Raw genomic sequence first — 27000 nt, forward strand, 5'->3', positions numbered from 1 at the left:
TCTCTTCAATTTCTTCAATCTGCTTCTTCAATCTGCGGTCCTGCGTAGTAAGTGTGGCGCTGGGTGCGGGGCCTGTCAAGTCACCGAGGTGCCGGGTGTGTCAAGTCACCGGGGCGCGGGACCTGTCACGTGAACGGTATGCCGTCACGCATGTTGTCGAATCCCTGTGAAGCGGCAGGGAATTTCTCGGGAAATAGAGAACTAACAGTGTCGAAGGAGCGGTGATCGCCATGTTTACCCTAGATCGACAGGCCATTTTGGAGAATCCTCGATTGAAATTCTTGACGGATGTCGTCCCGGTGGACGAGCACCTGAACAACATTGAAAAGTTCATCAACGTCTGTTATGTCGAAGAAGGTTGGAATGTTCAACAGCACGGACGGGTCATCGCCCTTCGGTCGACCGACGAGTCTCGCTTGAGCAGCGCGTTCAAGGCCAGTTTGTACTTGGGCAAGTACAACGATATGGCGAATACCAACCGGTTTTTATACAGCATGGTCTCCGCAGGTCACTCGTATGAACCGATCCGCGGGGAGACGGTGCTGTTTCTTTTCATCGGGATCGGCAAACCGGTGTACGATCACCTCGTGACCTACACCGTCGGCCGCCCCACGCGCATCGCGGGTGGGCAGCGCGCGAATGTACCCTGGGGATTTGAGCTGCCTGTGGAGGCAAAGAACCCGGACGAATACGCCGAGGAGCTGGAGCGAATTCGCAACGTCATCCGGCTGGCGAAACAGGACCGCGCCGAACAAATGCAGGCCGCGCGGGCCAAACTTCCGGTGGGCTACATCATGCCGCCTTTTCTGATGGAGTTCAGCGAAGAAGCGCTCATCAAAACGGTGTTCCGGCAGCGCCTGTTTGAAAAAGGGGCGCAGGGCGCGACGGTCGAAGTGGTGTCGGACATGCTGAACGCGTGTCTGAAGGTCGACCCGGACAAGTGGAACTTTTTGATTGACTATCATGGCCCGCATATCGCCCAGTGGGAGAAGGCAATGCGTACCCTCCGCAAAGAAGGGTACACGCTGGGGCACATCGCGCAGCAGGCTGAGGTCAGCCTCGAAGAGGCGCTGGAGATGCCGCTCTACGACTTGTTGATTCGCACCGTCGGAAAACTGCCGCCTTCGATGTGGGAGAAGATGCGCTGAACGGTGTGCGCCGGGGCACCAGCGGGCCGATGCGCAAGGGGCAAGGGCGGGCTGAGGACCTGCACACCGCTGAACGGGATTCAGGCAGGGAACAGGTCCAGCAGTTCGCGAATGTGATGTATGACTTTGGTGGCGTGCTCGAGTTCTCCTTCTGCGGCAAAGCCAAAGTCGCAGCCGATGGACGGGATGTCGTGGGCCATCGCCGCTTCGATGTCGGTCTTGCGGTCGCCAATCATCCACGCGTCTGCTTTCGGAAAGTGGCGGAAGTGTTCTGACAGAATGTCCGCCTTGCACACACCGCGCACAGAACCAAGGCACAGAGGGCGCGTGAAGTAGGGGCGCAGGCCTTGCGAGTCGAGCACGTTGGCCAGGTAGGCTTCGCCGCAGTTACTGGCGGTGGTCAGCGTGTAGCCCCGTCGATGGAGCGTTTCGATGACCTCGAACGCGCCTTCCATCAACACGTTGGTCTCAAACAGGCCGTTTTTCACGTACGCCTCCGTCAGTTTCAGGGCTTTCTCGTGCTGCTCGGGCGTTCCGCCAGGCATCAGCAGCTGCCAGACATCGTGGTCGGAGAGTCCAAAGGTACCGAGCAGCACGCTGTCTGCGGGCTGCGGGAATTCCGGAAAACAGCGAATCGCTGCGCGAAACGCAGGCAGCAGGATGGACGCCGTATCAATGAGTGTACCGTCGAGATCGAAAATCAAAGTCGTCATGTGCATCAGTATACAACAGGACGGAGGGGAACGGCATGCTGATGACAGCGCGTCAGTTGCAGCAGCAGTTGGGCAGTCCAAACCTGGTCGTCTTTGACTGTCGATTTTCTCTTGCGGATAGGGAAGCTGGACGCAACGCCTACTTGGCGGGGCACATTCCGGGGGCGTTTTACCTCGATTTGGAGCAGGATTTGTCGGGGCAAAAGGGGACGCATGGGGGACGGCATCCGCTGCCCAATCCGCAGGAACTCGCGGCAAAACTGGGCGCTGCGGGCGTCGACGACCAAGCGTCGGTGGTTGTCTATGACGACGGGGGCGGCATGGCTGCGCGAGCGTGGTGGCTGATTCGATATCTGGGCCATGAACAGGTCGCCGTTCTGGACGGCGGTTGGAAAGCGTGGCTGGCGGCGGGCGGCGCGGCAGACACCGGGATGCCAAAGCTTCACCCGACGACGTTTCCGCTTGATGTACGCGAAGATTGGGTGCTGTCTGTGGACGATGTGATGCAAATCGTTGCGGGAGAACGGGCCGGCCGTCTGGTGGATGCGCGCGCCGCCGTGCGCTACCGGGGTGAGGTGGAGCCGCTCGACCCGAAAGCGGGGCACATCCCGGGCGCTGCGAACCTTCCCTGGGAATCACACCTGCAGCCCGACGGAACGTGGAAGCCTGCACAAGCGCTGCGGGAAGCCATCGCGCCCCTCGTGCAGTCGGCGGGGGATGCCGCCAACGTGGTGAACTACTGCGGATCCGGTGTCACAGCGTGCGCGAATGTGTTCGCGCTGGCGCTCGCTGGCTTCGGAGATTCGAAGCTGTATGCCGGGAGCTGGAGCGACTGGTGCTCCTACGACGACTTACCGGTCGCGACTGGAGAGGCGCCCGGAACCGAAGACGCGCCGCCGGGGCGGGGCTGAACGCTTGGGGTTAGCGAATCCGACGATCGCGTGGCGAATCCTGTCGATTTCCATCAACCTCCGCCGGGATCTATCGAATCTGCTTGTATAATAGGGAGGATGAGGAGGCGGGGCTATGCAGATCGTCGATTCGCACAATCCCAACCATGAACGGCCCACGCCGCGCGGCCGGCTGTCGCGGGTAGAGCGGCGAAAAGCGCGGCGCAAGCGCGGCCGCCGCCGTCTGATACGGTGGACTTTAGGTACGATTGGATCCGGCGTCGTGCTGGTCCTGGCACTGATTGTTATCGGTTTTGCGACGCCAGGCGGGACACGGATTCGAATGCTGTTGGCGGAGACGGTGTTGTCGACGCGGCACTATTATCTCGCCAAATATATGACGACGCCCGCCGAATACAAGGAACTGCTGAAAGAACTGAATTCACCTGTTGTGAATACGGGCGTGCCTGCCGTGAAAGTGGCGGCAGCGACCACGACCAGTCCGGTGCAAATCCATGCGATTTCCGGTCAGGGGTGGAACGGCTATGTGGTGTTGATCCACAATCCCCGCTTGATTCGGCTGGTGCATGCGAACGTTCAGGGTTCAATGGGTGAGTACATTACCGATATGGCCAAGCGCGTCGGCGCGATCGCGGGCGTGAATGCGAGTGGATTTGAGGACCCGAACGGTGAAGGCTGGGGCGGCGTTGCGGTTGGACTGGAACTGGTTGGCGGACAGGAATTCAGCGAATGGAAACCATCCTGGCCTGTGGTTGGGTTTACACAGTCGGGGGTTATGGTGATGGGTGACTACACGCTGACCGAGTTACAGGCCATGGGCGTCCGCGATGCGATGCAGTTTCACCCGGAGCTCGTTGTCAATGGACAGCCGCAGATCACGGAGGGCGACGGAGGCTGGGGGCAAGATCCGCGCACCGCGATTGGGCAGACCAAGAACGGGACGGTCATTTTTGTCGTCGCCAACGGACGCTTTCACGGAGGGGCGGGACTTGGCGCCAGTCAGCGGCAAATCATGGACGTCATGCTCCAATACGGCGCCTATAACGCGTGCGCGCTGGACGGCGGCTCGTCCAGCGTTCTGTATGCGGACGGCCGGATTCTCAATTCGCCGTCCACGCTCGACCCGAACGGCCAGCGCCATTTGCCGGATGCTTGGATGGTGTTTCCGACCGTCGAGGCGGCCGACCAGTACACGCCGTAATCCGGCGGCCGGGGTGGAGGGCGTTCGGGCGCGGCCGGGGCGCAGACAGGCGTCTCAATCCCTCCATTCCACGGAACCATTCGCAAGACTTGCGCAGCTTTGGTATGCTAAAAAATAGCATATGAGTGGTTCCTGCGGGGGGTGCGGCAGTGCCCCTGCGGCGGCGAGCCGTGTTGACATCACGTGGTGACTGGCGAAAGGATGGTCTTCGGATGAGTTTTGCAGCAGGACAGACGGCGGCGCAGACATTTGAAGCGCTGCAGGCGTATGTCAAAAAGATGCTTCACTATCAGGAAGCTTTGGAGTTGATTTACTGGGACTTGCGGACGGGGGCGCCGAAAAAGAGCGTGGAACTTCGCTCGGAAACCATCGGGACCTTGTCAGACGAGCTGTTTCGGATGAGCACGTCCGATCAGCTGGCTGAATACCTTGAGATTCTTTCTGACCCAGGTGTTTTTTCGACTCTGGAGCGCAAGTGGCAGCGAACCATCGAGGAGCTCCAGCGCGAGCTGGACAGAAGCCGCAAAATCCCGCCTGAGCGCAACAAGGCCTACGTGATGCTCACGTCGCAGGCTGAATCTGTGTGGGAAGAGGCGAGGGCGCAGTCGAACTTTGAGATGTTCCGTCCCTACCTCGAACAGATTGTCGCGATGAACATCGAGTTTGTCGAGTATTGGGGCTATGACGAGAATAAGTACGACACCCTCCTGGACCTGTATGAGCCTGGCATGACCGTTGCTCAAGTCGACAAAATTTTCGGCGGCTTGCGTGAGGAAACGGTGAAGTTGGTACAGGCGATTGCCCATTCGGGACGGCGGATTGATGAAACCCCGTTTGTGCGCCGCTACGATGTGGCGAAACAGCGGGAACTCGGCATCATGCTGCTGGAAGCCATGGGGTACGACTTCAACGCAGGCCGGCTGGACGAAACGGTTCATCCGTTCGAGACGGCCATCAACCGGTTTGACGTCCGCGTGACCACAAAGTACCTGCCTGACGATGTGCGGAGCAACATCTTCAGCGTCATTCACGAGGGCGGTCACGCGTTGTATGAACAGGGCGTTTCCACGGACTTGATTGGCACGCCGCTGTGCGGCGGCGCTTCGATGGGCATCCACGAGTCGCAGTCCCGATTCTGGGAGAATATGATTGGCCGTACCCGCGAGTTCTGGGAGTTCAACTACGGCAAACTGCTCAAGCTGTTCCCTTCGCAACTGGCGGACGTTTCGCTGGAGGACTTCTACCGCGGCGTGAACGTTGTGCAGCCGTCTCTCATCCGCATCGAAGCGGACGAAGTGACGTACAACCTGCACATCATGATCCGCTACGAAATCGAAAAGGGCCTCATCAACGGACAACTGCGTGTGGCTGATTTGCCCGGCATTTGGCGCGACAAAATGAAAGAATACCTTGGCGTCGTACCAGGCAACGACGCAGAGGGTGTGCTGCAGGATGTGCACTGGTCCGGCGGCAGCTTCGGCTATTTCCCGACGTATGCCTTGGGCAACATTTATGCCGCGCAGTTCCGCAACGCGCTGCAAAAGGCCATTCCGGACTACCTGGAGCACGTGCGGCGCGGAAACCTCGGCGTCATCAAGCAGTGGCTGAATGACAACATTCATCGGCACGGGAAGATGCTGAAACCGGCACAGATTGTCGAGCAAGTGACGGGAGAAGCCATCGATTCCAAGTACCTCGTGGCCTACCTGAAAGAGAAGTTCGGCCAACTGTACGGCGTATAAACAATGAATGCGGTGGAGAGGGGATTGGCCATCGGCCGCGGGGTCGGCCGATGGTGGCGCAAGTGGCTGGTCGTCGTGCTCGTGGCGCTGTCGTATTTGCTGGTCTTCTCCCAGCGCACAGGCCCAGGACTGATTACGGACCAACTCCAGTCCGAGTTTCACGTTTCAGCAGCGGTGCTTGGCACCATGACCAGCGTTCAGTACCTGTTGTATATGGTGCTGCAGATCCCGGTTGGCCTTTCCGGCGACCGGTTTGGCCCGGAGCGGCTGTTTGCGGCCGGTGTCTTGCTGGACGGACTGGGGACTTTGGTGTTCTCCCGGGCGGACGCGTTTGTCTGGCTGCTGCTGGGCCGTGCCATCGTCGGCCTCGGAGATGCGCTGATTTGGGTGAACCTCGTGATCATCCTGGCCAAGCGGTATCTGCCGCAGCAATTCGGGGCGCTGCTCGGTATCGTCGGGATGGGGGGCAACCTCGGGGCGCTCTTGACCACGTTGCCGTTTGCCGCGTGGATCGCGGCGGCCGGATGGCGCACCCCGTTTTCGATTTTAGCCGGGGTGCTCATGTTGGTGGCGGTCTGCGACTGGCTGGCGTTGTCTGGCGGGCGCGGGGCGGCGAAACGACGGCGAGACGGGGGGCTGTCTGATGCCGACCCTGACTCGCAGGAGAACCGTGTGAAAATTCATCCGGTGCCGGTCCGCAGGATTTTGGCAGACGTGGTGCGGGATCGTCTGTCGTGGGCCACGTTTGCCTGCCACTTCGGCATCGTGGGTACATACATGGGGTTTGTCAGCCTGTGGGCGGTACCGTATTTCATGGCCGCCTACCACGTGTCGCGGGCTGGGGCGTCCTCGTTTACGCTCGTGGGCTTTATTGGGGCGCTGGTCGGCGGGCCGATCACCGGCGCGATGTCCGACAGAATGGGAAGCCGCCGCCGACCGTACGTTGTGCTGCAGGCACTCGTGGCACTTTCGTGGATCACGCTGTGGCTTGGCGGCGGCGCGTGGCCGGCGGTCGTAACGTACGTGCAAATGCTTGTGATTGGGTTCGGCAATGGCGGGAGTTTGCTGACGTTCGCGGCCATTCGCGACCAGACACCGATGGAACGCAGCGGCGTGATGTCGGGCTTCGCCAACACGGGAGGCTTTTTCAGCGCTGTGCTCCTGCCCGTGGCCTTTGGGGCCGTGGTCGATGCGCTGAGCCCGCAGGCTGCCAGCAGCACACCCTCGATGCACGCATTGGCCGCGGGCTTAATGGTCCCGGCCGTGTTCTCTGTCATCGGTGTGGCGGGTGCGCTGCTGTTGCCAGAACGCCAGAATTTGAGTGAAAAATCGCAGGAGGTGGCGCTGTGAAGACGCATGACGAGAGGATGCGCGACGCGCACACGCATGACGCGGCCGCAGGGTCAAGCGACCGGAACGGAGCTGCAAGCGGGGGGACGTGCGGAACGGGCAAGCACTGGTTTGTCCGCTCCGAGGTGGAACGTGCTCATCTGGAGGCGCTTGCCGAGTGTGCGGCCCCATTTGCAGAACGCGCCGCGAAACATGACGAGGAAGGCAGCTTCCCGTTTGAAAACATCGAGGACTTGCGGAAACTCGGCTACACGCGTTGGACGGTGCCAAAGGCGTACGGCGGCGAGGAAATTTCCTTGTACGAAATGCTTCTGTGTCAGGAGCAGCTCGGCCGTTCAGACGGTTCGACTGCGCTTGCCATCGGCTGGCACGTCGGGATGATGCTCAATTTACGCGCGAGCGGGGCGTTTCCGGAAGAGGTATTTGCGGAAGTGTGCCGTTCGGCGGTCCAACATGGGGCGCTCATCAACAGCTGTGCCAGCGAGCCGGCCACGGGCAGCCCGAGCCGCGGCGGCCGCCCGCAGACGACCGCGGTGCGCGTCGAGGGCGGGTACCGCATCTCCGGACGCAAGACGTTCAGCACCTTGTCGCCGGCACTCGACTGGATTTTGGTGACGGCCGGGATCGCCGATACAGATGAAGTCGGAGAGTTTCTCGTCCGCGGCGAAGACGTGGAGGTCGTGGACACCTGGAACGTCATGGGGATGCGCGCCACAGGCAGCCATGACATCGTGCTGGACGACGTTTTTGTGCCCGATCGGTATTTGATTGAGCGCCTCCGGCCGGGGCAAAAGTCCCGCCGCAACCAGGACGGCGGCGGATGGATGCTGCACATTCCGGCGTGTTATCTCGGTGTGGCGCTGGCGGCTCGCGACTTCGCCGTCCACTACGCTGCCAACTACCAGCCGAACAGCTTGCCGCACCCCATTGCAGCAGTGCCGCATGTCGAGGCCAAGCTTGGCGAGATGGAGCTGAAGCTGCTGTCCACGCGCACTTTGATGTACGATTTGGCGCGCCGCTGGGATGAGGCCAGCCCAGAAGTGCGCCGCACCCTTCGGCCGCAGCTTGGCGCCGTAAAGACGCTGGCGACCAACCGTGCACTCGAGGTCGTCGATCTCGCGATGCGGGTGGTGGGCGCCCGGAGTTTGTGGCGCGATCTGCCGCTGGAGCGCATGTATCGGGACGTCCGCGCGGGCCTGCACAACCCGCCGATGGACGACGTGACGCTGAAGCTGTTGGCCCAGGCGGCCATCGCGGAGGTAGAAGCCGGGCATCGGTAAGGACGGCGCTGGTGCTGGCTGGTGGTGGGTGGTGCTGGCTGGTGCTGGCCTTAAGGCACCATTCCTACCTTATTGGAGGCCGGGGGCGGGTGGTGTGTCGGCCTTAAGGCGCCATTCCTACCTTAAGCCGCCGGGATGGTCCTCGGATCGCGCCGCCGAAGGCGCCATTCCTACCTTATTGGAGGCCGGGGGCGGACGGTGTGTCGGACTTAGGGCACCATTCCTACCTTATTGGAGGCCGGGGGCGGATGGTGTGCCGGCCTTAGGGCGCCATTCCTACCTTATTGGAGGCCGGGGGCTGGTGGTGTGCGGCCTTAAGGCACCATTCCTGCCTTATTGGAGGCCGGGGGCGGACGGTGTGCCGGCCTTAGGGCACCATTCCTGCCTTAAGCCGCCGGGATCGTCCTCGGATCGCGCCGCCGAAGGCGCCATTCCTACCTTATTGGAGGCCGGGGGCTGGTGGTGTATCGGCCTTAAGGCACCATTCCTACCTTATCGGAGGCCGGGGGCGGACGGTGTGTCGGCCTTAGGGCGCCATTCCTGCCTTAAGACGCACGAAAACCCGGCCGAACCCCCCGCCCGAACCCCCCCCCCGGCCGACCCCCCGCCCGAAAGCCGGTTCAAGAAGCAGCGGACGTTTCCTTTTTGTGCGGATTGAGTTGTCGGTCGGCGATCGTCAAGAGGAGCGCGAAGGCACTCATGACAATCATGATGGTGGCGATGTGGTGCATTCCAGTGTCGGAGACCCGCTTGTGAAAAATGATGCCAATGATGGCCGAGGACGCGATGGAACCAACGTAGCCGAAGGTGCGAAAGAGCCCGGAAGCTGTGCCAATCTGGTCGGTGGATGCCTGTAGATAGAGTGCGGTCTGATTGCCGCTGACCATGGTGCCCATCGTGATACCGAAAATGAGCGTCGTAATCAGGATCCAGATGATGGGGGTGGCTGTGGTCAACAGAAGGATGCCAATGGACGCCGCGATCGAGGAGAGTGCAGAGACGATCAGCGGTCCGCGCACGAGGTTCCGTTTGGAGATGGGACCTGCGACGAGGGCGGAGAGGCCGCTCATCGGCAGGAGCAGCAGGCCGGTCTCCATGGAGGAGGCTCCGCGGGCGGTTCCGATCCACTCCGTCACCCCGTACAGCACCGTGTAGATGCACAACGTCAGGGCCGCGAAGCGCAAGTAGGTGCGCGTGAGCGCAAGGTTTGCGGCGAGCAGACGCAGATCGATAAACGGGTGCTTTGCGCGCAGTTCCCACCAGACAAAGACGGCGCCCAGCACAACACTCAAGCCGAGAAACACCCAATTGGGTACTGGCAGGGAGAAGAGAAAAATCAGCAGGGTGGCCAAGGCTGCGGCAAACCCGATGATGCCTGGCAGGTCAATGCGTGATGAAACTTCGCTGAACGTCCGGCTGTCCCGCATCGCCGCATCGCGTGGAATCCATCGTGCGGCCATCGCGAACGCGGCAACCGCAAAGGGGATGTTCACCCAAAACGTGGTGCGCCATCCCCACGCTTCGACAAGGACGCCGCCAATCGGGAGGCCCACTGCCGCTGTGACAACGCCCGCGATCTGCAGTGCGCCCAGCACGCTCCCGGGCGGCTTGGACATGCCTGCCGACTCCGCGCGCAGGCGAATCAGCAGCATCGCCGACGGGTAGGCGGTCGACGTTCCGAGACCGATGAGGATCCGCGCAAGGACCAACATCGTCAAGTCCTGTCCGAATCCGCCCACCAGCCCCCCGAGCAGTACCATGACGATCCCGATCAAAAAGATTTTGCGGGGTCCGAACTCTGAAGCCAGCTTGCCAGCCGTTGGCTGTGCGATCGCGCTCGCGAGATACAACACCGTGACGAGCATCGTCGTCTGTGCGACCGAGACCCGTAAGTCAGCCGCAATGGGCACCAGGGCGGTGGCAATCAGGGAGCTGTTGATGGGATTCAGCGTCGAGCCCATGTACAGGGGGGACACGAATCTCCATGAAAAAGGCTTGGTATCTGCGATAACATCTGACATGAGGCGTTAACTCCTTCGCAGGCTGCTCGTTTGGGCGTCGATGCTTCGGGCGCGGTTCGGAAGGCGGGGCCGGGTGCTGGGGCTTAAGGCACCTTTCCTACCTTAGGCCACCACCCGCGGGGCTCGATCCCGGTGCTTAAGGCACCTTTCCTACCTTAGGCCACCACCCGCGGCGCCGGATCGCGACGCTTAAGGCACCTTTCCTACCTTAGGCCACCACCCGCTGGGCCGGATCCCGGTGCTTAAGGCACCTTTCCTACCTTAGGCCACCACCCGCGCCACCGGATCCCGGCGTTTAAGGCACCTTTCCTACCTTAAGCCACCACCCGCAGGGCCGGAGCCGGCGCCTAAGGCACCTTTCGTACCTTGAGCCACCACCCGCGGGACCGGATCCCGGCGTTTAAGGCACCTTTTCTACCTTCGGCCACCACCCGCTGGGCCGGATCGCGGCGTTTAAGGCACCTTTCCTACCTTCGGCCACCGTCCGCACCGCCCTCCGCCGCACCGCCCGCTTCGATACTACCAGGCCCGGGTTCCACTGGAGAATGTGCGTTATTGTTCCGCCGGGGCGTGTATCATAATGCGAATTCCGCTATAATAAACGGAGAACTCCCCGGTTCGTTGCAGCTTGTTTGATTATAAGCGGAGACTTCTCCGTATGTCAACGCGATTAATCAGTCATGTCAACGCGCTGAATCAGTCAGGTCAACGCGCATCATCTATCAACACGCTCAACGGGCTTTAATCGTGTTAAACATATCAATCGACTTCAAAATGGAGAGATGGGGCTGGATACAGCATGGATACGGCGAAGGACACAGGTGGCACCCAGACTCGCACGGAACGCCGCGATGCGGCGGAAAATCGGAAACGCATCCTGGATGCCGCGCTGCGACTGTTTGATCGGCATGGGGTGGCAGAGGTAAGTATGAATCAAATTGCCACGGAGGCGGGCATTGGTTCGGGCACGTTGTACCGTCGGTACAGAAATAAGAGTGAGTTGTGCCTGGATTTGATCAGGGACAACGTGGATGTTCTGTTTAAAGACATTGAGACGTACTTGCGGGCCCATCAGGAAGATCCGCCTGCCCAGCGGATGAAAGGGGTCATCGCCCTGTTCATCCGCTTTCGCGAGAAGAAGCTGCAGCTGTTGGCGGGTGTGGAGCAGACGGGTTCAGCGCTTGGGCGTTCGTACAAATCGCAAAGTCCAGTGTATAATCAATTACATGAAATTGTCGTACAACTATTCAACGAGATGAAGGCGGGGGAAGCGGCTGAGCGGAACAATGTGTTCAAGGCGGATCTATTATTGATGGCGTTGAAGAACGATTCGTATCTGTTCCAACGGGAGGTACGTGGTTATTCGCCCGAGTCGTTTCTGGAACAACTGTGTTTGACCTTTTTTCCAGGCTGAGCGGCACGCAAGCGGAGGGGGACGGAGGATGGGCAACTACCACTTTGGACGAGAAGTCGATCACTATGCCACGCAGTATCCTGATAAACTGGCGATTCTCTGTGTAGCACCGGATGGAACCGAGCACCGGATGACGTACGGACAGCTGCGCAAACAGACCAATCGCCTCGCCAGCGGTCTGGCGCGTGTGGGGCTGAAACCGCACGACCGTGTGCTGGTTCTGCTTCCGCGCGGGATTGAGCCTTACGTGGTCTACCTGGCGCTGTTGAAACTGGGGGCCACCATTCTGCCTGGGTCGGAAATGCTGCGTGCCGGGGACATCCAGTACCGGGTCCAGCACGCGAATACTACGGCCGTAATCGCCCATGCGACCTTGACTGAAAGCGTTAACGCGATTCGGGAGGCGTGTCCGCAGCTGTCGCACTTGTTCAGCGTCGGCAGTCCCGTGGACGGTTGGACCGATCTCGCCAGTGTGATGGACCTGGGATCCGATGCGCATGAAATTCCGGACATGCAAGAGGATGACTTGGCGTTCCTGTCGTACACCAGCGGGACGACGGGCGGGCCCAAGGGTGTGATGCACACCTACCGGTGGCCGCGCGAGCATTTGGCGGTTGCCGGGACACACTGGTTCGATGCAAAGCCGTCGGATATTGCGTGGGCCACGGCCGGTCCGGGCTGGGCGAAGTGGGTGTGGAGCCCGTTTGTGGCCACGATTGGCAACGGTGCGACGGCTTTTGTGTACCAGGGCAGATTCCAGCCGGACGTGTATCTGCAGCTGATGGAGAAGTATCAGGTCACCCTCCTCTGTGCGACGCCAACCGAGTACCGCATGATGGCGAAGCTGGACAATTTGGGCCAGTATCAACTCTCGCTGCGGTCTGCGTGTTCTGCTGGGGAACCGCTGAACCGGGAGGTGATTGACACCTTCCGCCGGGAGTTTGGCATTACCGTGCGCGACGGCTACGGACAGACGGAGAACAGCCTGCTGGTGGGAACACTGCAGGACATGGAGGTGCGGCCGGGATCGATGGGGAAACCGTTCCCCGGCATGCGCGTGTCCATCGTCGATGATGACGGCAACGAGCTGCCGGCGGGGGAGATTGGGCACATCGCGGTGCACAAGTCATTCCCGGCACTCTTCAAAGGCTATCTGAATGACGAAGAGCGAACGAAGCGGGCGTTTCGGGGTGACTGGTATATCACAGGCGATCAGGGGCGGATGGACGAAGACGGCTACTTCTGGTTCGAGGGGCGTGCGGATGACATCATCATTTCGGCGGGGTACACGATTGGACCCTTCGAAGTGGAAGACGCGCTGGTGAAACACCCCAAAGTGGCAGAATGCGCCGTGGTCGCCAGTCCCGACGCGGAACGCGGCCACATCGTCAAGGCCTACGTGGTGCTGCGCAAGCCGGAGGACGCGAATCAACCGGGCATCGTCGAAGCGCTGCAAGAGCACGTCAAGCAGGTCACCGCGCCGTACAAATATCCGCGGGCCATCGAGTTTGTCGACAGCCTGCCCAAGACCACGAGCGGCAAGATTCGCCGCATCGAACTCCGCCAGCGGGAGCGGGCGAAGCTGGAGTCGGCAAAATAGAAAAATAGAATGGTCACGCGCCGCAGCCGCCGCTGTCCAAACGGGGGGTACACGCCCCGGCCTCAATCCTCAGCGGTACAATCCGTCCACTTGATATCCCTCATTTGTCGAGGTCAGTGAGAGGAGCCGCGGCGCGTCGGGTGTATCGCAAAAAATCAGCTGCGAGGTGATGAAGGCGTCGGATGGGATGCCTTCATCACGGATCTCGCCTTGCGCCATCCACCGGAGGGGGCCCTCCTCGCTCTCCCGGAGTTCCCCGCCCACGATGTTCAAGCGAAACACGTACATCAAAAAGTGGCTGAGGCCGCCTTGCACCGGAACCACTTCGGACACCACGCCGGCGAAGCGGTCGACACAGGTGACCAGGCCCGTTTCTTCTTCGAACTCCCGAACGATGGCCGCTTCCGGATGCTCCCCGAGCTCAATTTTTCCGCCCGGCATCGCCCATTTGCCGATGTAGGGCTCTTTGGTCCGCTGAATCATCAGGCACCGCCCCGCTTCATCCACGACCGTTCCGATGCTGCTGGGAATTAACTGATTGAAATACCGGGACAACTCGACCACTCCTCCTTCAGGACACATCACGCTGTTCGGGCGCCGTGGCGGTGTGCGGCACGATGCTGCGCAACACGCGGTCGATCTCGGCGACACGCGCTGCCCACGAGTTGTTGGCGACAAATTCGGCGCGTGCCGCGGCGTCCGTGACACGCCGTTCGCCCGCCAAAATGCGCCGGATGACGGCGGCCGCCTGTGCACCGGTTTCCGCCAGCCAGAGGACGTCGCCGAGCTTCTGCATTTCCGGAATGGGGGTGGCGACGACCTCCTTGCCGGCCGCGATGTATTCGTACCCTTTGACCGGGTTGACGCTTTGCGCGACAGGGTCGTCCACGCGGAACGCCACCAGCGTTGCGTCGCTCCCAGCCAGGAATTGCGGCAGTTCGGTGTACGGCTGCCGTCCGAGTAAGTGGATGTTGGCGTGCTGTTCCAGGGCGGAAACGTCCGTCTCGATGGGACCGATGAGCACGATGTGCGCCTCGGGCATCGCCTCTGCAAGCTGGCACAGGAAGCCCTGGTCAATCCAGCTGCCAATGCCGCCAATCATCGTGATCCGCGGCGATGGAATGTCCTGCAGCAACGGGTGAACCGGCGCGTCGGCAGTGGCGGCAAAGTGGTCGATCTCGGCCGCGTTCGGCAGGATGCGCACATCGGCGTGCCACCGCGCCATCCGCGCGCGGAGCGTCTCGGCCGTCGCAAAGACCACGCGGCTGACGCTGGCCATGTCCTGTTCCATTTGATCGACAACTTCCTTTTTGATGAATCCCTTGAACTCGCTGTGCAAATCCACACAGTCGTACAGCGATGCGACGGGGTGGAGAAAGGGGAGCAGGTCGACCGATGCAGGGAGCATGGACAAAAGAATGCACGGGCCGGGCACCGCAGCCCGAATCTGGAGGGCGAGCATCCGCTGGTTGAAGCGGTTGATGCGGCGTGACACATTGCCAAACGGGATCTGCGCGAGTGGAGAGAGCACCCGCAGCCCGCCCGTGCTCGCAGGCTGTCCGTCGCTTACACTGTGCAGCGGAATTGTTCGGACGGGCGTCCGCGGCACCAATCTTCCGGCCAGATCACGGTTTTTCAGCGGACTCAGCCACGTCAAGGGCCCGTCCACATAAAGGACGTCCCACCCCTGTTTGGCCAGGCCGGTCGCGACATGCTGCGCCCGGGCAAAGATGCCGTCCCAGGGGACGGCGGAGGTCAGCACCAGCGTTGGCTGATGCTGCACGGCCGTCGCGTCACGTGTGATTGAAACCCCACTTGTCATCACCACACAACTCCTTGAACAAACGTCTTACAACGCGGCGCGCCGATGTTTGACCGCCTGGACCACAGGACGGTAGACGCACATCAGGAGACCGAGCACCGCGACGAAGACGAAGTACGGATAAATCGCGCCGAATGCAAGGAACACCAGCATCGCAAAGTACTGCTCGCCGATGATAAAGCCGCGAAAGGGGATGAAGCTGCGCCAGCGCTGCATGCGCGTGAAGGAATCGTCCTCGGACGGCGTGCCGCGTTCCGGTGACGGGGCCGCGGCTGACCGCGCTTCGTCGCGCAGGTCTGGCGGCTGCGACATATCCGCTGGATTGGCGGAGCGGGGCGGCGCCTTGAACATCGACACCTGCCCGTAGTATTCCAGGACGTACAGCGCAAACAAGGCAACCATCGCCCACATCCACACCTGGGCAGCGCCTGGATGCAGCCGCGTGTATCCGTACGCCAGACTGAAATAGACGGCAAACTCTTTCACGCGGTCGGCAATCATGTCCAGCCATCCGCCGATGGACGAATACTGCTTGCGATAGCGCGCCAACTGCCCATCCGCACAGTCGAAGACATAGGAAACCTGCACGAGAATGAGCCCAGTGACCACATCCGGGCGGGACCCAAGGCCGTAAAAGACGCATCCGACGAGCGCCAGAAACAGCGAAAACAGGGTGATGCCGTTGGGCGTCACGGCGCGCACGTTACGGACGAGGTACACGATGCGCAGGGAGATGGTGTAGTAGAGATAGTTGGTCCAGATGTCAATCGGCCGCTTGGCACAGCGGTAAATCTTCTGGAACTCCGTCAACTCCGTCTCTTGCCGGTCACCGCGGTTGTGGCCGACCGCGGCCGCGTTCTGGTCAGGCATCGTGACCGACCGCCTTGAACGTCGCCAACACCTGGTTCACCGCATACTCGTAGTCCTCCGGGAAGTCGACTTCGACACAGGGCAGGCCCGTGATGTCCACCGTGGTCAAGCCGGTCTTGTCCGGCATTTGGTCAAGGGCGTATTCAAAGAACTGCATTTCATTGCCAGGTACGGCCTCTGTGTGGACGGATGCCCGAAACCGGTCGGCAAACGACCCGCAGAACTTTGCCACGCCGATGAATTCTCCGTAGCAGGCAGATGGGTCGAGGTGTTTGCCGATTTCCAGCACGGCGCTGCCGTCAACCAGGACCTTGACTTCTTCTTCGCGGCACTGTTTGCAGTCCACTGCAAGATACCCGCCGTCATCCCCTGGTACGAGGCGCTTCAGGATGGAAGACTCAAACACAACATCTGCGTTCAAGTAGTAAAAGTCGCCCTGGTGCGCATCAAGTGCTCGTTTCAGCGAGAACAGTGTGTTGGTGGTGGCAAAGTCCGGGTTTTCGACGTACTGCACGTCAAGGTGCGGGTAGTGCGTGCGAATGTGGTCCTGAATCATCTCGCGCCGATACCCGACGACCAGCGTGATGTGATGCACACCGACCGCCTGGAGCGACTCCAGCTGCCAGTCGAGAATGGTCTTGGGGCCCATGGGCAGCAAGCACTTCGGTTTATCATCAATGAGGGGGCGAAGGCGCATAGATCGCCCGGCTGCGAGAATGATGGCATGGTTGCAAGGCAAGGGAAACAACCTCCGTAGATTCGACATCATCTCTTCATTTAACCTAAGGAAGGCTGCTATAGTCAAGCCCCTGCCATCACTCACTGAAAATCTAACCGAGAGGGTTTCGGCTCACTCAAATCGAAATCTTACCGACAATCCTGATGGGTGCCGGATTTTGCAGCGCATGCAAACGACGGCAAGCTGTGCGATAATGCAACCAATGAAGATACCGAAAGGAGTTTCTACCGTGGATTTACTGGAGGACCTGGAGTTTCGAGGACTTCTGTTCCAAGTGACCGACCGGGATGAGCTGGAAGCGAAACTGAAGCAGGAGTCCATCAGCGTATATGTCGGGTTTGACCCCACCGCGGACAGTTTGCATATTGGCAGTTTGCTGCCGATTCTGGCACTGCGCCGCTTTCAACTGGCGGGGCATAAACCCATCGCACTGGTGGGCGGGGCGACAGGGCTCATTGGTGACCCAAGCGGCAAGAAGCAAGAGCGCACGCTCAACAGTCAAGACACCGTGATTCAGTGGACACAGCGGATTCGGGAGCAGCTGTCCCGGTTCATTGATTTTGCAGCAGAACACAATCCCGGCATGGTCGTGAACAACTACGACTGGACGCGTGAGCTGGGGGTCATCGACTTTCTGCGGGACATCGGCAAGCACTTTAGTGTCAACACGATGCTCAACCGCGAATCGGTTTCCGCTCGCCTCGAAACGGGGATTTCGTTTACGGAATTCAGTTACATGCTGCTGCAGGCGAACGACTTCCTGCAGCTCTTCCAACGCCACGGGTGTACCTTGCAAATCGGCGGCTCCGACCAGTGGGGGAATATCGTCGGCGGCATCGACCTCATCCGGCGCGTGGCGGGTGCGCAGGCGTATGGCTTGACGCTGCCTTTGGTGACCAAGGCGGATGGTACCAAGTTTGGCAAGACGGAGTCGGGGGCCATCTGGCTCGATGCGTCGAAAACCTCTGTATATCAGTTTTATCAATTCTGGCTGAATACCTCTGACGACGATGTGGTGCGTTTTCTCAAGTACTTCACGTTCTTGTCCAAGGAGGAAATTCTGGCGCTGGAACAAGAAGTCCAGACCAACCCGGGGGCGCGCAAGGCGCAAAAGACCCTCGCAGCACATGTGACAGAGCTCGTGCATGGCGCTGAGGCGACCGCGCGCGCGATGCACTTGTCGAACGTCCTGTTCAGCGGGGACATTCAGGGGCTCACAGAGGCCGAGATTCAGGATGTCTTCGAGGGGGTTCCGTTTGCCGAAGTGAGTGTCGACCACCCGAAGGACATCGTCAGTGTGCTGATTGCCAGCGGAGCCTGTCCATCGAAGCGTCAAGCCAGAGAAGACGTGACGAACGGCGCGATCCACGTCAATGGCGAGAAAATCGACAACGTGGCGCACGTGTTTTCGTTTGAACAGATGATTGGCGGCAAGTACCTCGTGATTCGCAGGGGCAAGAAGAAGTATTTCCTGCTGAAGTTCGTGTGACCAAGCGGCCATGCGCTGCATCGCGCGCTGCACGCTGCAACTCGACCCACGCCCGTTCGGCCCTCGGACAAGCGCAGTTTGCGCCCGGGGGCCGCTGTGTTTATTCATGTTCAGTTCACAATCGTAGGGTACTGTACTGATGTGCTCGATTGGAATGGCTAGACAGGAGGAGTGGCAATGAGTCTCATACAGGAAACAGAGCGGCTGCAGCATTCGGGCTGGGCCGTGGAGGCGCAAGGGCTGGTCAAACAGTTCGGCGACAACCGAGCCGTCGACGGTGTTGATATGAAGGTTCGGACCGGAACCATTTACGGCGTCCTTGGCCCGAACGGGGCAGGGAAAACCACCACCATCCGGATGCTGGCGACGCTGCTGCGGCCAGACGCAGGCACCGCGCGCATTTTTGGACACGACGTGGTGCGTGAACCGCAGGTGGTGCGCCAATTGATTGGCGTGACTGGGCAGTACGCGTCTGTCGACGAGACCCTCAGCGCAACGGAAAATCTGGTGATTTTCTCGCGCCTGCTCGGTTTGGGGCGGGCGGAGGCCAAACGCAAAGCGGCCGAACTGCTGGAGGAGTTTGGCCTGACAGAAGCGGCAAAACGTCCGCTTAAGAAATTTTCCGGCGGGATGCGGCGGCGCTTGGATTTGGCCGCCAGCTTGATTGCGCAGCCGCCGCTCATCTTTTTGGATGAGCCAACCACAGGGCTTGACCCGCGTACTCGGTCCCAGATGTGGGACACCATTCGCCGGTTGGTGAAGACAGGGTCCACCGTGCTCTTGACGACGCAGTACCTCGACGAAGCCGACCAATTGGCCGATCGCGTCGCCGTGATCGACCATGGACGCGTCGTCGCCGAGGGCACCGTCGATGAATTGAAGATGTCCGTCGGCACGTCGTCGTTGCAGCTGCGGGTGCGGCAGAACGAACACATTCCGCAGGTCTGTCAGACACTGGAGCGGGTACTGGGAGTCAGTGCCATCGTGTCTCCGGAGGCGGGGAAAATCACGGCGCCCATGGCGAACGCGGACCGGGTCACCGACCTGCTCGTCGCCCTTCGCGAGGCGGGGATTGGGCTGGCGGAGATGAGCGTGCAAAAACCGACCCTGGATGAAGTGTTTTTGACCATCACGGGCCACGGCGTGGCGGATGATCCCGCCGGCAAATCCGATGACCCGACCCATGAGGAGGCGATGCAGGCATGAGCAGCCAGTTCATTGTGCCTGGCGCAGAACGCCAGCTGAAAAACCACACCAGCCTGGGGCAGTCGCTTCGCAACTCGCTCACCATGGCGTATCGGGGCCTGCTGAAGATTCGTCGTACACCGGAGCAGCTGTTTGACGTGACGCTGCAGCCGATTATCTTTACGTTGATGTTCACGTACATCTTCGGCGGCGCGATTTCGGGAAATGTGGCAAACTACCTGCCCGTCATTATTCCTGGCATCCTGGTGCAGACCGTCATCACCACGTCGATTGTCACGGGCGTTCAATTGCGGGAGGACATGGACAAGGGCGTATTTGACCGCTTCAAGTCACTGCCCATCGCGCGCATATCGCCGCTGGCGGGGGCGCTGCTGGCAGACACCGTTCGCTACACCATCGCAACGGTGCTCACGTTTGCGATGGGGTACGTCATGGGGTATCGGCCCGGCGGCGGGCTGGGTCATGTCGCTCTCGCGGGCATCTTGGTGATTGCGTGCTCCTGGGCGATGAGCTGGATTTTCGCCTTCTTTGGAGTGATTGCCCGAACCGCGTCCAGTGTCCAAGGCATCTCGATGCTGGTGCTGTTTCCGCTCACGTTTTTATCCAACGCCTTCGTCCCGGTGAAGACGATGCCGCACTGGCTGCAGCGGTTCGTCAATCTCAACCCGGTCTCTCACCTCGTGACTGCAGTGCGGAATCTTGCCGACACGGGGACCATCGGCAGCGACCTTGCCATCTCACTGATTGGTGCCGCTGTTATTGTGGCGATTTTCGCGCCGCTGACGGTCCGTGCCTATATGCGCCGGACCTGACGAGGTTGTGTCGGCAAGCGGGGGTGTGACGAGGTTCGTGCAATCGTTTCGGCGGGGCCTGTCGCCAAGCGAAGTTCACGGCTGGGTGGCAGCCCCGTGACCATCCGGGGTTCTGGGCAGGGTGACGGTGAAGGTGGAACCGAGCCCAAGGCGGCTCGCTACGGCGATGGTACCGCCATGGAGTTCGATAATCTTCTTCACAATCGACAGCCCCAGTCCGGCGCCTGACATCCGGCCGCTGCTGCGCGCTTTGTTCGCTTTGTAGAAGCGTTCAAAGATGCGGTCGAGATCGTCTGCGGCTATGCCGATGCCAGTGTCGGCCACGCGAACCGCGACTTGGTCCGCTTCGGAAACCTCCGCTGAAATAGTGATGGTTCCGCCTTCGGGCGTAAACTTGATGGCGTTCGACAGGATGTTCACCCACACCTGACTCAACAGGTCTCGATCGGCGATGAGTTCAATCGGCGGCACTGACAGGTCGATTTGAATGTCCTTGCCGAGCCAGGCCGGTTCACACGCCAGCACCGTGTTGCGAAGCTGCCGGTCGAGCCGGAAGGTTTCGGGATGAAACGGGTGGTAGCCCGATTCCAGTGACGTCAACTTCAGGAGGTTGTCGCTGAGTCTCGACAACCGCTTGCTTTCTGCTTCGATGATTTCCAGGTAGCGGTTGTGCTGCTCCGGGGACAAGTCACCCGTGCGAAGGGCGGATGTAAACCCCTGAATGGACGTGAGCGGAGACTGAATCTCGTGGGAGACGTTGGAGATGAACTCCTGGCGCATCTGCTCCAGTTGAGCCAGCTCCTGCGCCATATCGTTGATGCTGTGGACGAGAAGGCGAAACGGGTGCTGGTCTCCGCCGGGTTCGCGAATCATGTTGACGTCGAGGTGAATGTCAAAGTTGCCTTTGGCCATGTGCGACAAGGCATCGACCATCGACTGCCAGACGACGTGCTGCCTCGGCTCGAAGATGAGACGCATGGTCAGGCCGCAGAGGATGAACAACACGAACGAGATGCCAAAGCTCACCAACTGGGATGGGTACGCGGCGAGGTGCCAATGCAGCCAGGCAGACAGCCATGTGGTGATGAAGAACGACAGGGTGAAAATGCAGAACAGCGCGGCCATCATGAAGACGACGCGGTAGGTGATGTGCCAGGCCTGCCGCAGCACGGTTACGGTCTTCTGTTTGTTCATGCGTGTTCCTCCAAGCGATAACCCAGTCCGCGAACGGTCACGATGCGAAATGCGCACGCTTCTTCCGCAAACTTGTCCCGCAGGCGCTTGATATGGACGTCCACGGTGCGTTCATCGCCATCAAAGTCATATCCCCAAATTTGTTCAATCAATTCATCTCGCGACAGGGTATGCCCTGGATAACTGGCCAGCTTGAACAGCAAGTCAAATTCTTTCGGCGGTAATGGGACCGGAACCCCGTTGCAGGTTGCGGCGTGTGCCTTTCCGTTCAACAGGACATTGCCCACTTGCACCACGTGCTCTGTGGCAATCTGGTACCGTCGCAGCAAGGCGCGCACCCGCGCAATGAACTCGTCCGGGTCAAACGGTTTCACCATGTAGTCGTCCGCACCAAGCCGCAGCCCCTTCACTTTCTGCACGGTTTCTCCCTTCGCAGTCAGCATCAAAATCGGGATGGAACTGTATTGGCGGATCTCGGCGCACAAGTCCCACCCGTCCATGCCCGGCATCATGATGTCCAGCACGACGAGGTCGACGCTGCGTTCCTGCAGGATGGTTTGCGCCGCGATGCCATCCTCCGCTTCCAGCGTTTCAAAGCCTTCTCTCTGGAGATAATGGCGCACCAATTCGCGAATGTGTGCATCATCGTCTACAACGAGTATGACGGCCATTGCTCATCACAGCCCTTCGGGTGATTCACGGCCAGTGTGCCCGAACCTGTCCAATTCGCCCGCAGACAGAACGGTGCAAAGCCCTTGGCCGATTCTCTCATCACGTTACAGGTTCAATATGAACACAGTGTGAAGAAACCGTGAAGGCCGGGATCAGTCCGTTTTATCAGTTCCCTAGTTACCAGACTGGCTGCGGAGTGGAAAAAATGCAGACGTCACTTCCGGCAGGCGATTGGCGAATCGTTGACTATCTTCCTGCTTGATATTTCCTGCTATCCAGATGCGTTTTCCGGCGTCAGAATAGGACAGTGTGGAGGCGCCGTCTGACCATTGATACAGCCCGACACCATGACGAGTGGGCAGTTCTCGATAGGCTGTCGGGTCAATGGGTACATTGCCGGCTTCAACAACCACAACGGCGTAGTGTCCGTTTTCAAATGCCCAGGCGCGTCCGATTGACGGGATGCTGAGTTTCATCTGCGTCGCCTTCTTCATGGGAAGGGACAAGGTGTCAACGGACTGTGGATCGGTCAGGGGCCCATCCATGATGCCCTGGATGCGCCATGTCCCGTTCGGGTCCCTGGACATAAAGAAGAAGTCCCTCCAAGCTGGCTGTACCGAGGGTACATTGACTGCGAGGATACTAAAGTCCGCGACTTCAGACTGCCATAATATGTTGGCTGCTCGGGGGCTGATGGTCACACCGCTGCTCAGTTTCCACCGAACCTCATTCAAAACAGTATCCTTTGGCGTCAATCGTTTATCCGCAGCAGCCTGAACCACTGCTAAGGACTGTACGCGGACAGCCTGCTGACGCTTGGCAGGCGTGCTGGTTTGAGATTTTGAATGCGGACTGGAGGCCGGTCCGGGCGAACAACCACCGGCCAACGTGAATAAGCCCAGGACCAAAGCCAATTTTGACACACGACGGCGTAATCGGTTCAAGTCTCTTCCTCCGAAGCATTACATTTTTTGCGTAACCGCACGAACGCGCTGGTCGTCAGATATGGATGTTTTCGAACGAAAGCGCTGCAGTTACACTCAACATAGTATGTTTATTAAATTTTGTCAATATTTAGTGATGGATGGTCAAAATCGCACTGCGAAATCGTAGTGAAAGCGTATTGGGTCTGAAACAAGTTGGTATTGACGGAACGATGCGCGCGTGCTAGTGTGTCGATGTAGTCCTCGTTAGGTGAGGCGTCTATACGAATACATGCCACTGCCCGGAAACGTGGAAACACGCCAATGGGTTGAACAGGTATTGCCGGACTAAGGCTTTACATAATGTGGCTGGGTCAAACCCTATTGTCGTATAGTGCCAAAGCTCAACTAGGGGGATGTGACGTGCGGCGCGCGCCGGAAGTTTGTGTGCTTGCGTATTCGAACCCCCTGAGGCACCTTTCAGGGGGTTTTTCGTGCTCATGACGGAGGTGGTATGACATGGACCCAGAGCCAAATGGTCGACGATGGCGCGAGATGTCTGACTTTAATTTGTCTGGTTGTGGGCTGTCGCAGACCATACCACCGATGAAGGAGATGAGCGATTCCGATGGCAGTCGACAAGAAGAAGTTCTATGTAAAACCGGAGATCCGTGACGACGAAACGATCATTGAAGGATTCGACATCGAAATTGATAAAGACGATGTAGAGCGCATCGACCGGCTTGTGAATGATTACGAGAAGCGCATTATGAGCCACCTCGATGAGGTGTATTCCAGCACGACGTCTCGGCCGGATCGCTGGGCCGATAAAATTGCGCAATTTGGCGGGAGCTGGCCGTTCATCATCTGGTTCGGGTCATTCCTGGCCGCATGGGTGATTTGGAATTCCTTGTCGTTTACCAGGCACTTTCATTTTGATGGGCCGCCCTTTATCCTTTTGAACTTATGCTTATCCTTTATCGCCGCGTTTCAGGCGCCAATCATCATGATGAGCCAAAACCGTCAAGCGGCCAGGGACAAGAATGAAGCCCTGATTGACTTTGCCATCAACTATAAAGCGGAGCAGGAAATTGACGACATGCAGCGGCACCTTCACCAAATTGAGGGAGAGTTGATAGAAATTAAACAACTCTTGCGCGCTGCCAATCGCAGACAAGGTGTCACTGAGGAGTCATCACCCACACAGTAGACTCCCCATTAGGATTGCCACACCATGGCTCGTGTTTGGTCACTGACCCGGCCGTCATCGACATCTGCCGCAGGCAGTGTAATGGTGACGGTCGTGCCTTTTCCCATCTCGCTGGTGATGCAGAGGCTGCCTTGATGATGGGCGACAATATTGCGGCTGACGAGCAGTCCCAGCCCCACACCGGTCTGTTTCGTGGTAAAGAACGGGTTTCCGACTTTGGCCAGCACATCCTCGGGGATGCCGATCCCCTCGTCGGTAAAGGCCACCGTGACCTCGTCTGCCTGGCGACTGACGCGAAGGTGAAGCGTCCCGCCGCTCTCCATCGCTTCAATGCCGTTTTTCATCACATTCAGGAATACCTGCTTCAATTGACTCGGCTCAGCAGCCAGGGTGATGGTGCTGTCCTCACAATCCGCTGCAATTTCGACATTTTTCATGTGTGCCTGCGGGGAAATCAGGGTGATGACGTCGTCGAGGAGGGATTGAATTTGCACCAAACGGTATTGATACACCTGCGGCTTGGCGAGCGCGAGCATTTCACCCGTGATGTCTTCAATGCGGGCGAGTTCACTCTGCATAATCGACAGGTACGTCCGCTGCGTATCAGACGGCACGTCCGGCAGCAGCTTGAGAAATCCTTTCAGGGACGTCAGCGGGTTGCGAATTTCGTGTGCAACGCCGGCGGCCAGTTGACCGACCATTTCCAGCTTCTCCAGGTTCATCAACAGGGTCTGTGCCTGCCGGAGTTCGGTGATGTCTTTGGTGAGTGCTGAGACCGCGAAAATGTCGCCACGGGCGTTTCGGAGCGGAGAAAGTCGAATGAGGACATGAACCACGCGGCCGTTTTTGCACATTCGCGTGCCTTCATACTCCGCGAAGGGAACGCGGGCTTCGACAACATCTTGAAAATGCCGCCAGGTGGTTTCCTGCTGGTCCGCTGGAATGACGGAGAAGGCATGCAGTGCATCTGCTTGTTGATAGCCAAACAAGGACTCAAATGCAGGGTTGACCTGGACAACGTTCATCGAGAGGTCCATGACGCAAATCGCATCTGTCGTATGATTGAATATGGACTCAAACAGTTCTTTCGATCGCCACAGTCGTTTGCAGAGCGTATAGACGAAAACGGTCGTGCCTGCGATGAGAACGGCAAATCGACTGGAGTTGACAAACCAAGGAAACCCTTGGTCATAGAAGTGATTGAAAAACAGCCCGGTGATGCCGTGCCACATGTAACAAACGACAACATACTCGGCGGTGATCATCGCTGGACTGCGGCTGAATTTCACTTTTCCGAAATCTTTCATCCCCCACGCTGCCCCCGTTGTAAATTTTACGATTTGATCGTCGACTGAGGGGCTGTCAGGACCCTCAGTCAGCCTGCAATTCGTCCTCATCCTCCAGGTACAGGACGCGTGAGCTCTCATCATACGCGAACAACTCCGAGTAACGCGCCCAGTCAATGATGGTGTCGAGCTGCCCCTCAGCTGCTTCCGTGCCGACGCTTTTGCGGATGACCTCCAAGAAGAACTCGCGCGGCATTCGCCGATTGCGCTTGGACTCGAGGACCCAGCGGATGCGGCCGAAAATCGGGATCCGCTGACGCAATTGGGCTCGGAACATTTCCTTGCGCTCAAGCACGTTGGCGGCGGCGAACTGCTTGCCGACGTCCGTCAGCGAAATGTCACCCTGGCTGACGGTCGCGAAGCCGAGCATCTGGGCGGCTTCCACAATCGGCAGCAGGTCGTCCAGCTCAAACATCAGCGCGTCGGCGAGCTTGTAGAGGTCCGACTTGATGTCGAGATCGTCCAGCAGTTCGAGAAACCCGGTCAGCGCGCCGGACGGCACGTGCGGCAGGGCAATGTATTTACGCTGCACTTCTTTGCTGAATTGGCCGGCCGACTCGGTGTTCGCGCGCGAGTACGTGAGGATGGAGTAGATGCGGTCGACGAGTTTCGTAAAGGCTTCGTCCTTCCGCTCGCGCCAGTGGGGCAGCGTGATGCGAATGTCGGCAATGACGGTTGCCGGGTCGCGCGACAACACCACGGCTCGGTCTGCCATATAAACGGCCTCTTCGATGCCGTGCGTCACCATGATGATGGACTTGGTGGGGATTTTCTTGTCCAGCCACAGTTCCAGCAAGTCACGCCGCAGGTTCTCCGCTGTGAGGACGTCGAGCGCGGAAAACGGTTCGTCCATGAGCAGAATGTCCGGTTCCATGACGAGTGCCCGGCCGAGTCCCACCCGCTGACGCATGCCGCCGGACAATTCGCGTGGATACGCCCCTTCGAACCCATCCAAGCCAATCATGTCGATGACCTGCAGCGCCTTGTTCCGCTTCTCTGCAGCCGTCATGTCTTTGTAGCGCAAACCGAGTTCCACATTCTGCAGCACGGTCAGCCATGGAAACAACGCGAACGACTGAAAGACCATGCTCACGCCCGGGTTGGCGCCCTCAATCGGCCGACCCAGGTAACTGACGGTACCAGAGGTGGATTTCACGAGTCCAGCGATGATGCGAAGGAGTGTCGATTTGCCTGAGCCGGATGGCCCCAGGATGGCGACAAACTCACCTTCGCTGATGGACAGGTCGATGTCCTGGAGGACGGTGACCTTCTGCTCCCCAGGGGCATCGTATCGTTTGCTGACGCGCTGAATCTCCAGCAGCACGCTCATCACGGTT

At 59.3% G+C, this 27000-nt stretch carries 23 protein-coding genes and 1 riboswitch; of the genes, 12 read left to right on the top strand and 11 right to left on the bottom strand.

Going from position 1 to position 27000, the window contains the following annotated elements:
- The first annotated feature begins 272 nt into the window (after positions 1-272).
- Positions 273-1148 (top strand): hypothetical protein, encoded by an 876-nt coding sequence (locus JI721_RS09950; RefSeq protein WP_274454729.1) that lies wholly within the window; start codon positions 273-275, stop codon positions 1146-1148.
- Between the two features lie 80 nt (positions 1149-1228).
- Here JI721_RS09950 and JI721_RS09955 read toward each other — a convergent pair whose 3' ends face one another.
- Positions 1229-1867: an HAD family hydrolase gene (locus JI721_RS09955; protein WP_274454730.1), complete on the bottom strand. Its 639-nt coding sequence runs from the start codon at positions 1865-1867 to the stop codon at positions 1229-1231.
- A 29-nt stretch (positions 1868-1896) separates the two neighbouring features.
- Between JI721_RS09955 and JI721_RS09960 the strand changes: the two genes are divergently transcribed.
- The 5 genes from JI721_RS09960 to JI721_RS09980 all read left to right on the top strand — a co-directional run bounded on the left by JI721_RS09960 (position 1897) and on the right by JI721_RS09980 (position 8345).
- On the top strand, positions 1897-2772 hold the full coding sequence (locus tag JI721_RS09960; RefSeq protein ID WP_274454731.1) for a sulfurtransferase: 876 nt from the start codon (positions 1897-1899) through the stop codon (positions 2770-2772).
- A gap of 115 nt (positions 2773-2887) precedes the next feature.
- A complete protein-coding gene (locus JI721_RS09965; protein WP_274454732.1) occupies positions 2888-3973 on the top strand; it encodes a phosphodiester glycosidase family protein in 1086 nt (361 codons plus the stop codon).
- 212 nt (positions 3974-4185) lie between these two features.
- Positions 4186-5715 carry a carboxypeptidase M32 gene (locus JI721_RS09970; RefSeq protein WP_274454733.1) on the top strand — a complete coding sequence of 510 codons (1530 nt, stop codon included), beginning with the start codon at positions 4186-4188 and terminating at the stop codon, positions 5713-5715.
- Between the two features lie 3 nt (positions 5716-5718).
- Positions 5719-7065, top strand: a complete 1347-nt coding sequence (locus tag JI721_RS09975; protein WP_274454734.1) for an MFS transporter — start codon at positions 5719-5721, stop codon at positions 7063-7065.
- Positions 7062-8345: an acyl-CoA dehydrogenase family protein gene (locus JI721_RS09980; RefSeq protein ID WP_274454735.1), complete on the top strand. Its 1284-nt coding sequence runs from the start codon at positions 7062-7064 to the stop codon at positions 8343-8345. The genes JI721_RS09975 and JI721_RS09980 overlap by 4 nt, the downstream gene beginning before the upstream one ends.
- 620 nt (positions 8346-8965) lie before the next feature.
- On the opposite strand, the gene JI721_RS09985 is transcribed toward JI721_RS09980, so the two are convergent.
- Positions 8966-10366, bottom strand: a complete 1401-nt coding sequence (locus JI721_RS09985) for an MFS transporter (protein ID WP_274454736.1) — start codon at positions 10364-10366, stop codon at positions 8966-8968.
- A gap of 799 nt (positions 10367-11165) precedes the next feature.
- Here JI721_RS09985 and JI721_RS09990 point away from each other — a divergent pair.
- Positions 11166-11780: a TetR/AcrR family transcriptional regulator gene (locus JI721_RS09990; protein ID WP_274454737.1), complete on the top strand. Its 615-nt coding sequence runs from the start codon at positions 11166-11168 to the stop codon at positions 11778-11780.
- 28 nt (positions 11781-11808) lie between these two features.
- Complete coding sequence (locus JI721_RS09995) at positions 11809-13380, top strand: acetate--CoA ligase (RefSeq protein WP_274454738.1); 1572 nt, start codon at positions 11809-11811, stop codon at positions 13378-13380.
- A 69-nt stretch (positions 13381-13449) separates the two neighbouring features.
- Here JI721_RS09995 and JI721_RS10000 read toward each other — a convergent pair whose 3' ends face one another.
- The 4 genes from JI721_RS10000 to JI721_RS10015 are packed head-to-tail and all read right to left on the bottom strand — an operon-like array spanning position 13450 to position 16811.
- A complete protein-coding gene (locus tag JI721_RS10000; RefSeq protein WP_274454739.1) occupies positions 13450-13935 on the bottom strand; it encodes an NUDIX domain-containing protein in 486 nt (161 codons plus the stop codon).
- A 16-nt stretch (positions 13936-13951) separates the two neighbouring features.
- Positions 13952-15202: a glycosyltransferase family protein gene (locus JI721_RS10005; RefSeq protein WP_274454740.1), complete on the bottom strand. Its 1251-nt coding sequence runs from the start codon at positions 15200-15202 to the stop codon at positions 13952-13954.
- Positions 15203-15229: 27 nt separating this feature from the next.
- Positions 15230-16072 (bottom strand): CDP-alcohol phosphatidyltransferase family protein, encoded by an 843-nt coding sequence (locus JI721_RS10010; protein WP_274454741.1) that lies wholly within the window; start codon positions 16070-16072, stop codon positions 15230-15232.
- A complete protein-coding gene (locus JI721_RS10015) occupies positions 16065-16811 on the bottom strand; it encodes a phosphocholine cytidylyltransferase family protein (protein ID WP_274454742.1) in 747 nt (248 codons plus the stop codon). Before JI721_RS10015 ends, JI721_RS10010 begins: the two co-directional genes overlap by 8 nt.
- Before the next feature lie 229 nt (positions 16812-17040).
- On the opposite strand from JI721_RS10015, the gene tyrS reads away from it, so the two are divergent.
- The 3 genes from tyrS (at position 17041) to JI721_RS10030 (ending at position 20318) form a co-directional block, all read left to right on the top strand.
- Positions 17041-18300: a tyrosine--tRNA ligase gene (gene tyrS, locus JI721_RS10020; protein WP_274454743.1), complete on the top strand. Its 1260-nt coding sequence runs from the start codon at positions 17041-17043 to the stop codon at positions 18298-18300.
- 177 nt (positions 18301-18477) lie between these two features.
- A complete protein-coding gene (locus JI721_RS10025; protein WP_274454744.1) occupies positions 18478-19506 on the top strand; it encodes an ATP-binding cassette domain-containing protein in 1029 nt (342 codons plus the stop codon).
- On the top strand, positions 19503-20318 hold the full coding sequence (locus tag JI721_RS10030) for an ABC transporter permease (protein ID WP_274454745.1): 816 nt from the start codon (positions 19503-19505) through the stop codon (positions 20316-20318). The genes JI721_RS10025 and JI721_RS10030 overlap by 4 nt, the downstream gene beginning before the upstream one ends.
- A gap of 75 nt (positions 20319-20393) precedes the next feature.
- On the opposite strand, the gene JI721_RS10035 is transcribed toward JI721_RS10030, so the two are convergent.
- From JI721_RS10035 to JI721_RS10045, 3 genes are all read right to left on the bottom strand, one after another.
- Positions 20394-21512, bottom strand: a complete 1119-nt coding sequence (locus JI721_RS10035; RefSeq protein WP_274454746.1) for a sensor histidine kinase — start codon at positions 21510-21512, stop codon at positions 20394-20396.
- Positions 21509-22183, bottom strand: coding sequence for a response regulator transcription factor (locus JI721_RS10040; RefSeq protein WP_274454747.1), 675 nt, complete (start codon positions 22181-22183; stop codon positions 21509-21511). Before JI721_RS10040 ends, JI721_RS10035 begins: the two co-directional genes overlap by 4 nt.
- Positions 22184-22357: 174 nt before the next feature.
- Positions 22358-22660, bottom strand: coding sequence for a hypothetical protein (locus JI721_RS10045; RefSeq protein WP_274454748.1), 303 nt, complete (start codon positions 22658-22660; stop codon positions 22358-22360).
- A 703-nt stretch (positions 22661-23363) separates the two neighbouring features.
- A riboswitch (M-box (ykoK) riboswitch) is annotated at positions 23364-23529 on the top strand.
- A 206-nt stretch (positions 23530-23735) separates the two neighbouring features.
- On the opposite strand from JI721_RS10045, the gene JI721_RS10050 reads away from it, so the two are divergent.
- Positions 23736-24317 (top strand): DUF1003 domain-containing protein, encoded by a 582-nt coding sequence (locus JI721_RS10050; protein WP_274454749.1) that lies wholly within the window; start codon positions 23736-23738, stop codon positions 24315-24317.
- Positions 24318-24325: 8 nt separating this feature from the next.
- On the opposite strand, the gene JI721_RS10055 is transcribed toward JI721_RS10050, so the two are convergent.
- On the bottom strand, positions 24326-25624 hold the full coding sequence (locus tag JI721_RS10055) for an ATP-binding protein (protein ID WP_274454750.1): 1299 nt from the start codon (positions 25622-25624) through the stop codon (positions 24326-24328).
- A 64-nt stretch (positions 25625-25688) separates the two neighbouring features.
- The gene (locus JI721_RS10060) at positions 25689-26993 is read right to left on the bottom strand and encodes an ABC transporter ATP-binding protein (protein WP_274454751.1); all 1305 of its coding nucleotides are present in this window, start codon (positions 26991-26993) and stop codon (positions 25689-25691) included.
- Between the last annotated feature and the right edge of the window lie 7 nt (positions 26994-27000).

The sequence above is a fragment of the Alicyclobacillus cycloheptanicus genome (assembly GCF_028751525.1).
GTDB lineage: Bacteria > Bacillota > Bacilli > Alicyclobacillales > Alicyclobacillaceae > Alicyclobacillus_L > Alicyclobacillus_L cycloheptanicus.

Bases quoted from the DNA above. Each gene is read 5' to 3' on its own strand.
- JI721_RS09955 (WP_274454730.1), bottom strand. From the start codon at position 1,867: ATGCACATGACGACTTTGATTTTCGATCTCGACGGTACACTCATTGAT.
- JI721_RS09960 (WP_274454731.1), top strand. From the start codon at position 1,897: ATGCTGATGACAGCGCGTCAGTTGCAGCAGCAGTTGGGCAGTCCAAAC.
- JI721_RS09965 (WP_274454732.1), top strand. From the start codon at position 2,888: ATGCAGATCGTCGATTCGCACAATCCCAACCATGAACGGCCCACGCCG.
- JI721_RS09970 (WP_274454733.1), top strand. From the start codon at position 4,186: ATGAGTTTTGCAGCAGGACAGACGGCGGCGCAGACATTTGAAGCGCTG.
- JI721_RS09975 (WP_274454734.1), top strand. From the start codon at position 5,719: ATGAATGCGGTGGAGAGGGGATTGGCCATCGGCCGCGGGGTCGGCCGA.
- JI721_RS09985 (WP_274454736.1), bottom strand. From the start codon at position 10,366: ATGTCAGATGTTATCGCAGATACCAAGCCTTTTTCATGGAGATTCGTG.
- JI721_RS09990 (WP_274454737.1), top strand. From the start codon at position 11,166: ATGGATACGGCGAAGGACACAGGTGGCACCCAGACTCGCACGGAACGC.
- JI721_RS09995 (WP_274454738.1), top strand. From the start codon at position 11,809: ATGGGCAACTACCACTTTGGACGAGAAGTCGATCACTATGCCACGCAG.
- JI721_RS10005 (WP_274454740.1), bottom strand. From the start codon at position 15,202: ATGACAAGTGGGGTTTCAATCACACGTGACGCGACGGCCGTGCAGCAT.
- JI721_RS10010 (WP_274454741.1), bottom strand. From the start codon at position 16,072: ATGCCTGACCAGAACGCGGCCGCGGTCGGCCACAACCGCGGTGACCGG.
- JI721_RS10025 (WP_274454744.1), top strand. From the start codon at position 18,478: ATGAGTCTCATACAGGAAACAGAGCGGCTGCAGCATTCGGGCTGGGCC.
- JI721_RS10030 (WP_274454745.1), top strand. From the start codon at position 19,503: ATGAGCAGCCAGTTCATTGTGCCTGGCGCAGAACGCCAGCTGAAAAAC.
- JI721_RS10035 (WP_274454746.1), bottom strand. From the start codon at position 21,512: ATGAACAAACAGAAGACCGTAACCGTGCTGCGGCAGGCCTGGCACATC.
- JI721_RS10040 (WP_274454747.1), bottom strand. From the start codon at position 22,183: ATGGCCGTCATACTCGTTGTAGACGATGATGCACACATTCGCGAATTG.
- JI721_RS10045 (WP_274454748.1), bottom strand. From the start codon at position 22,660: ATGAAACTCAGCATCCCGTCAATCGGACGCGCCTGGGCATTTGAAAAC.
- JI721_RS10050 (WP_274454749.1), top strand. From the start codon at position 23,736: ATGGCAGTCGACAAGAAGAAGTTCTATGTAAAACCGGAGATCCGTGAC.
- JI721_RS10055 (WP_274454750.1), bottom strand. From the start codon at position 25,624: ATGAAAGATTTCGGAAAAGTGAAATTCAGCCGCAGTCCAGCGATGATC.
- JI721_RS10060 (WP_274454751.1), bottom strand. From the start codon at position 26,993: ATGAGCGTGCTGCTGGAGATTCAGCGCGTCAGCAAACGATACGATGCC.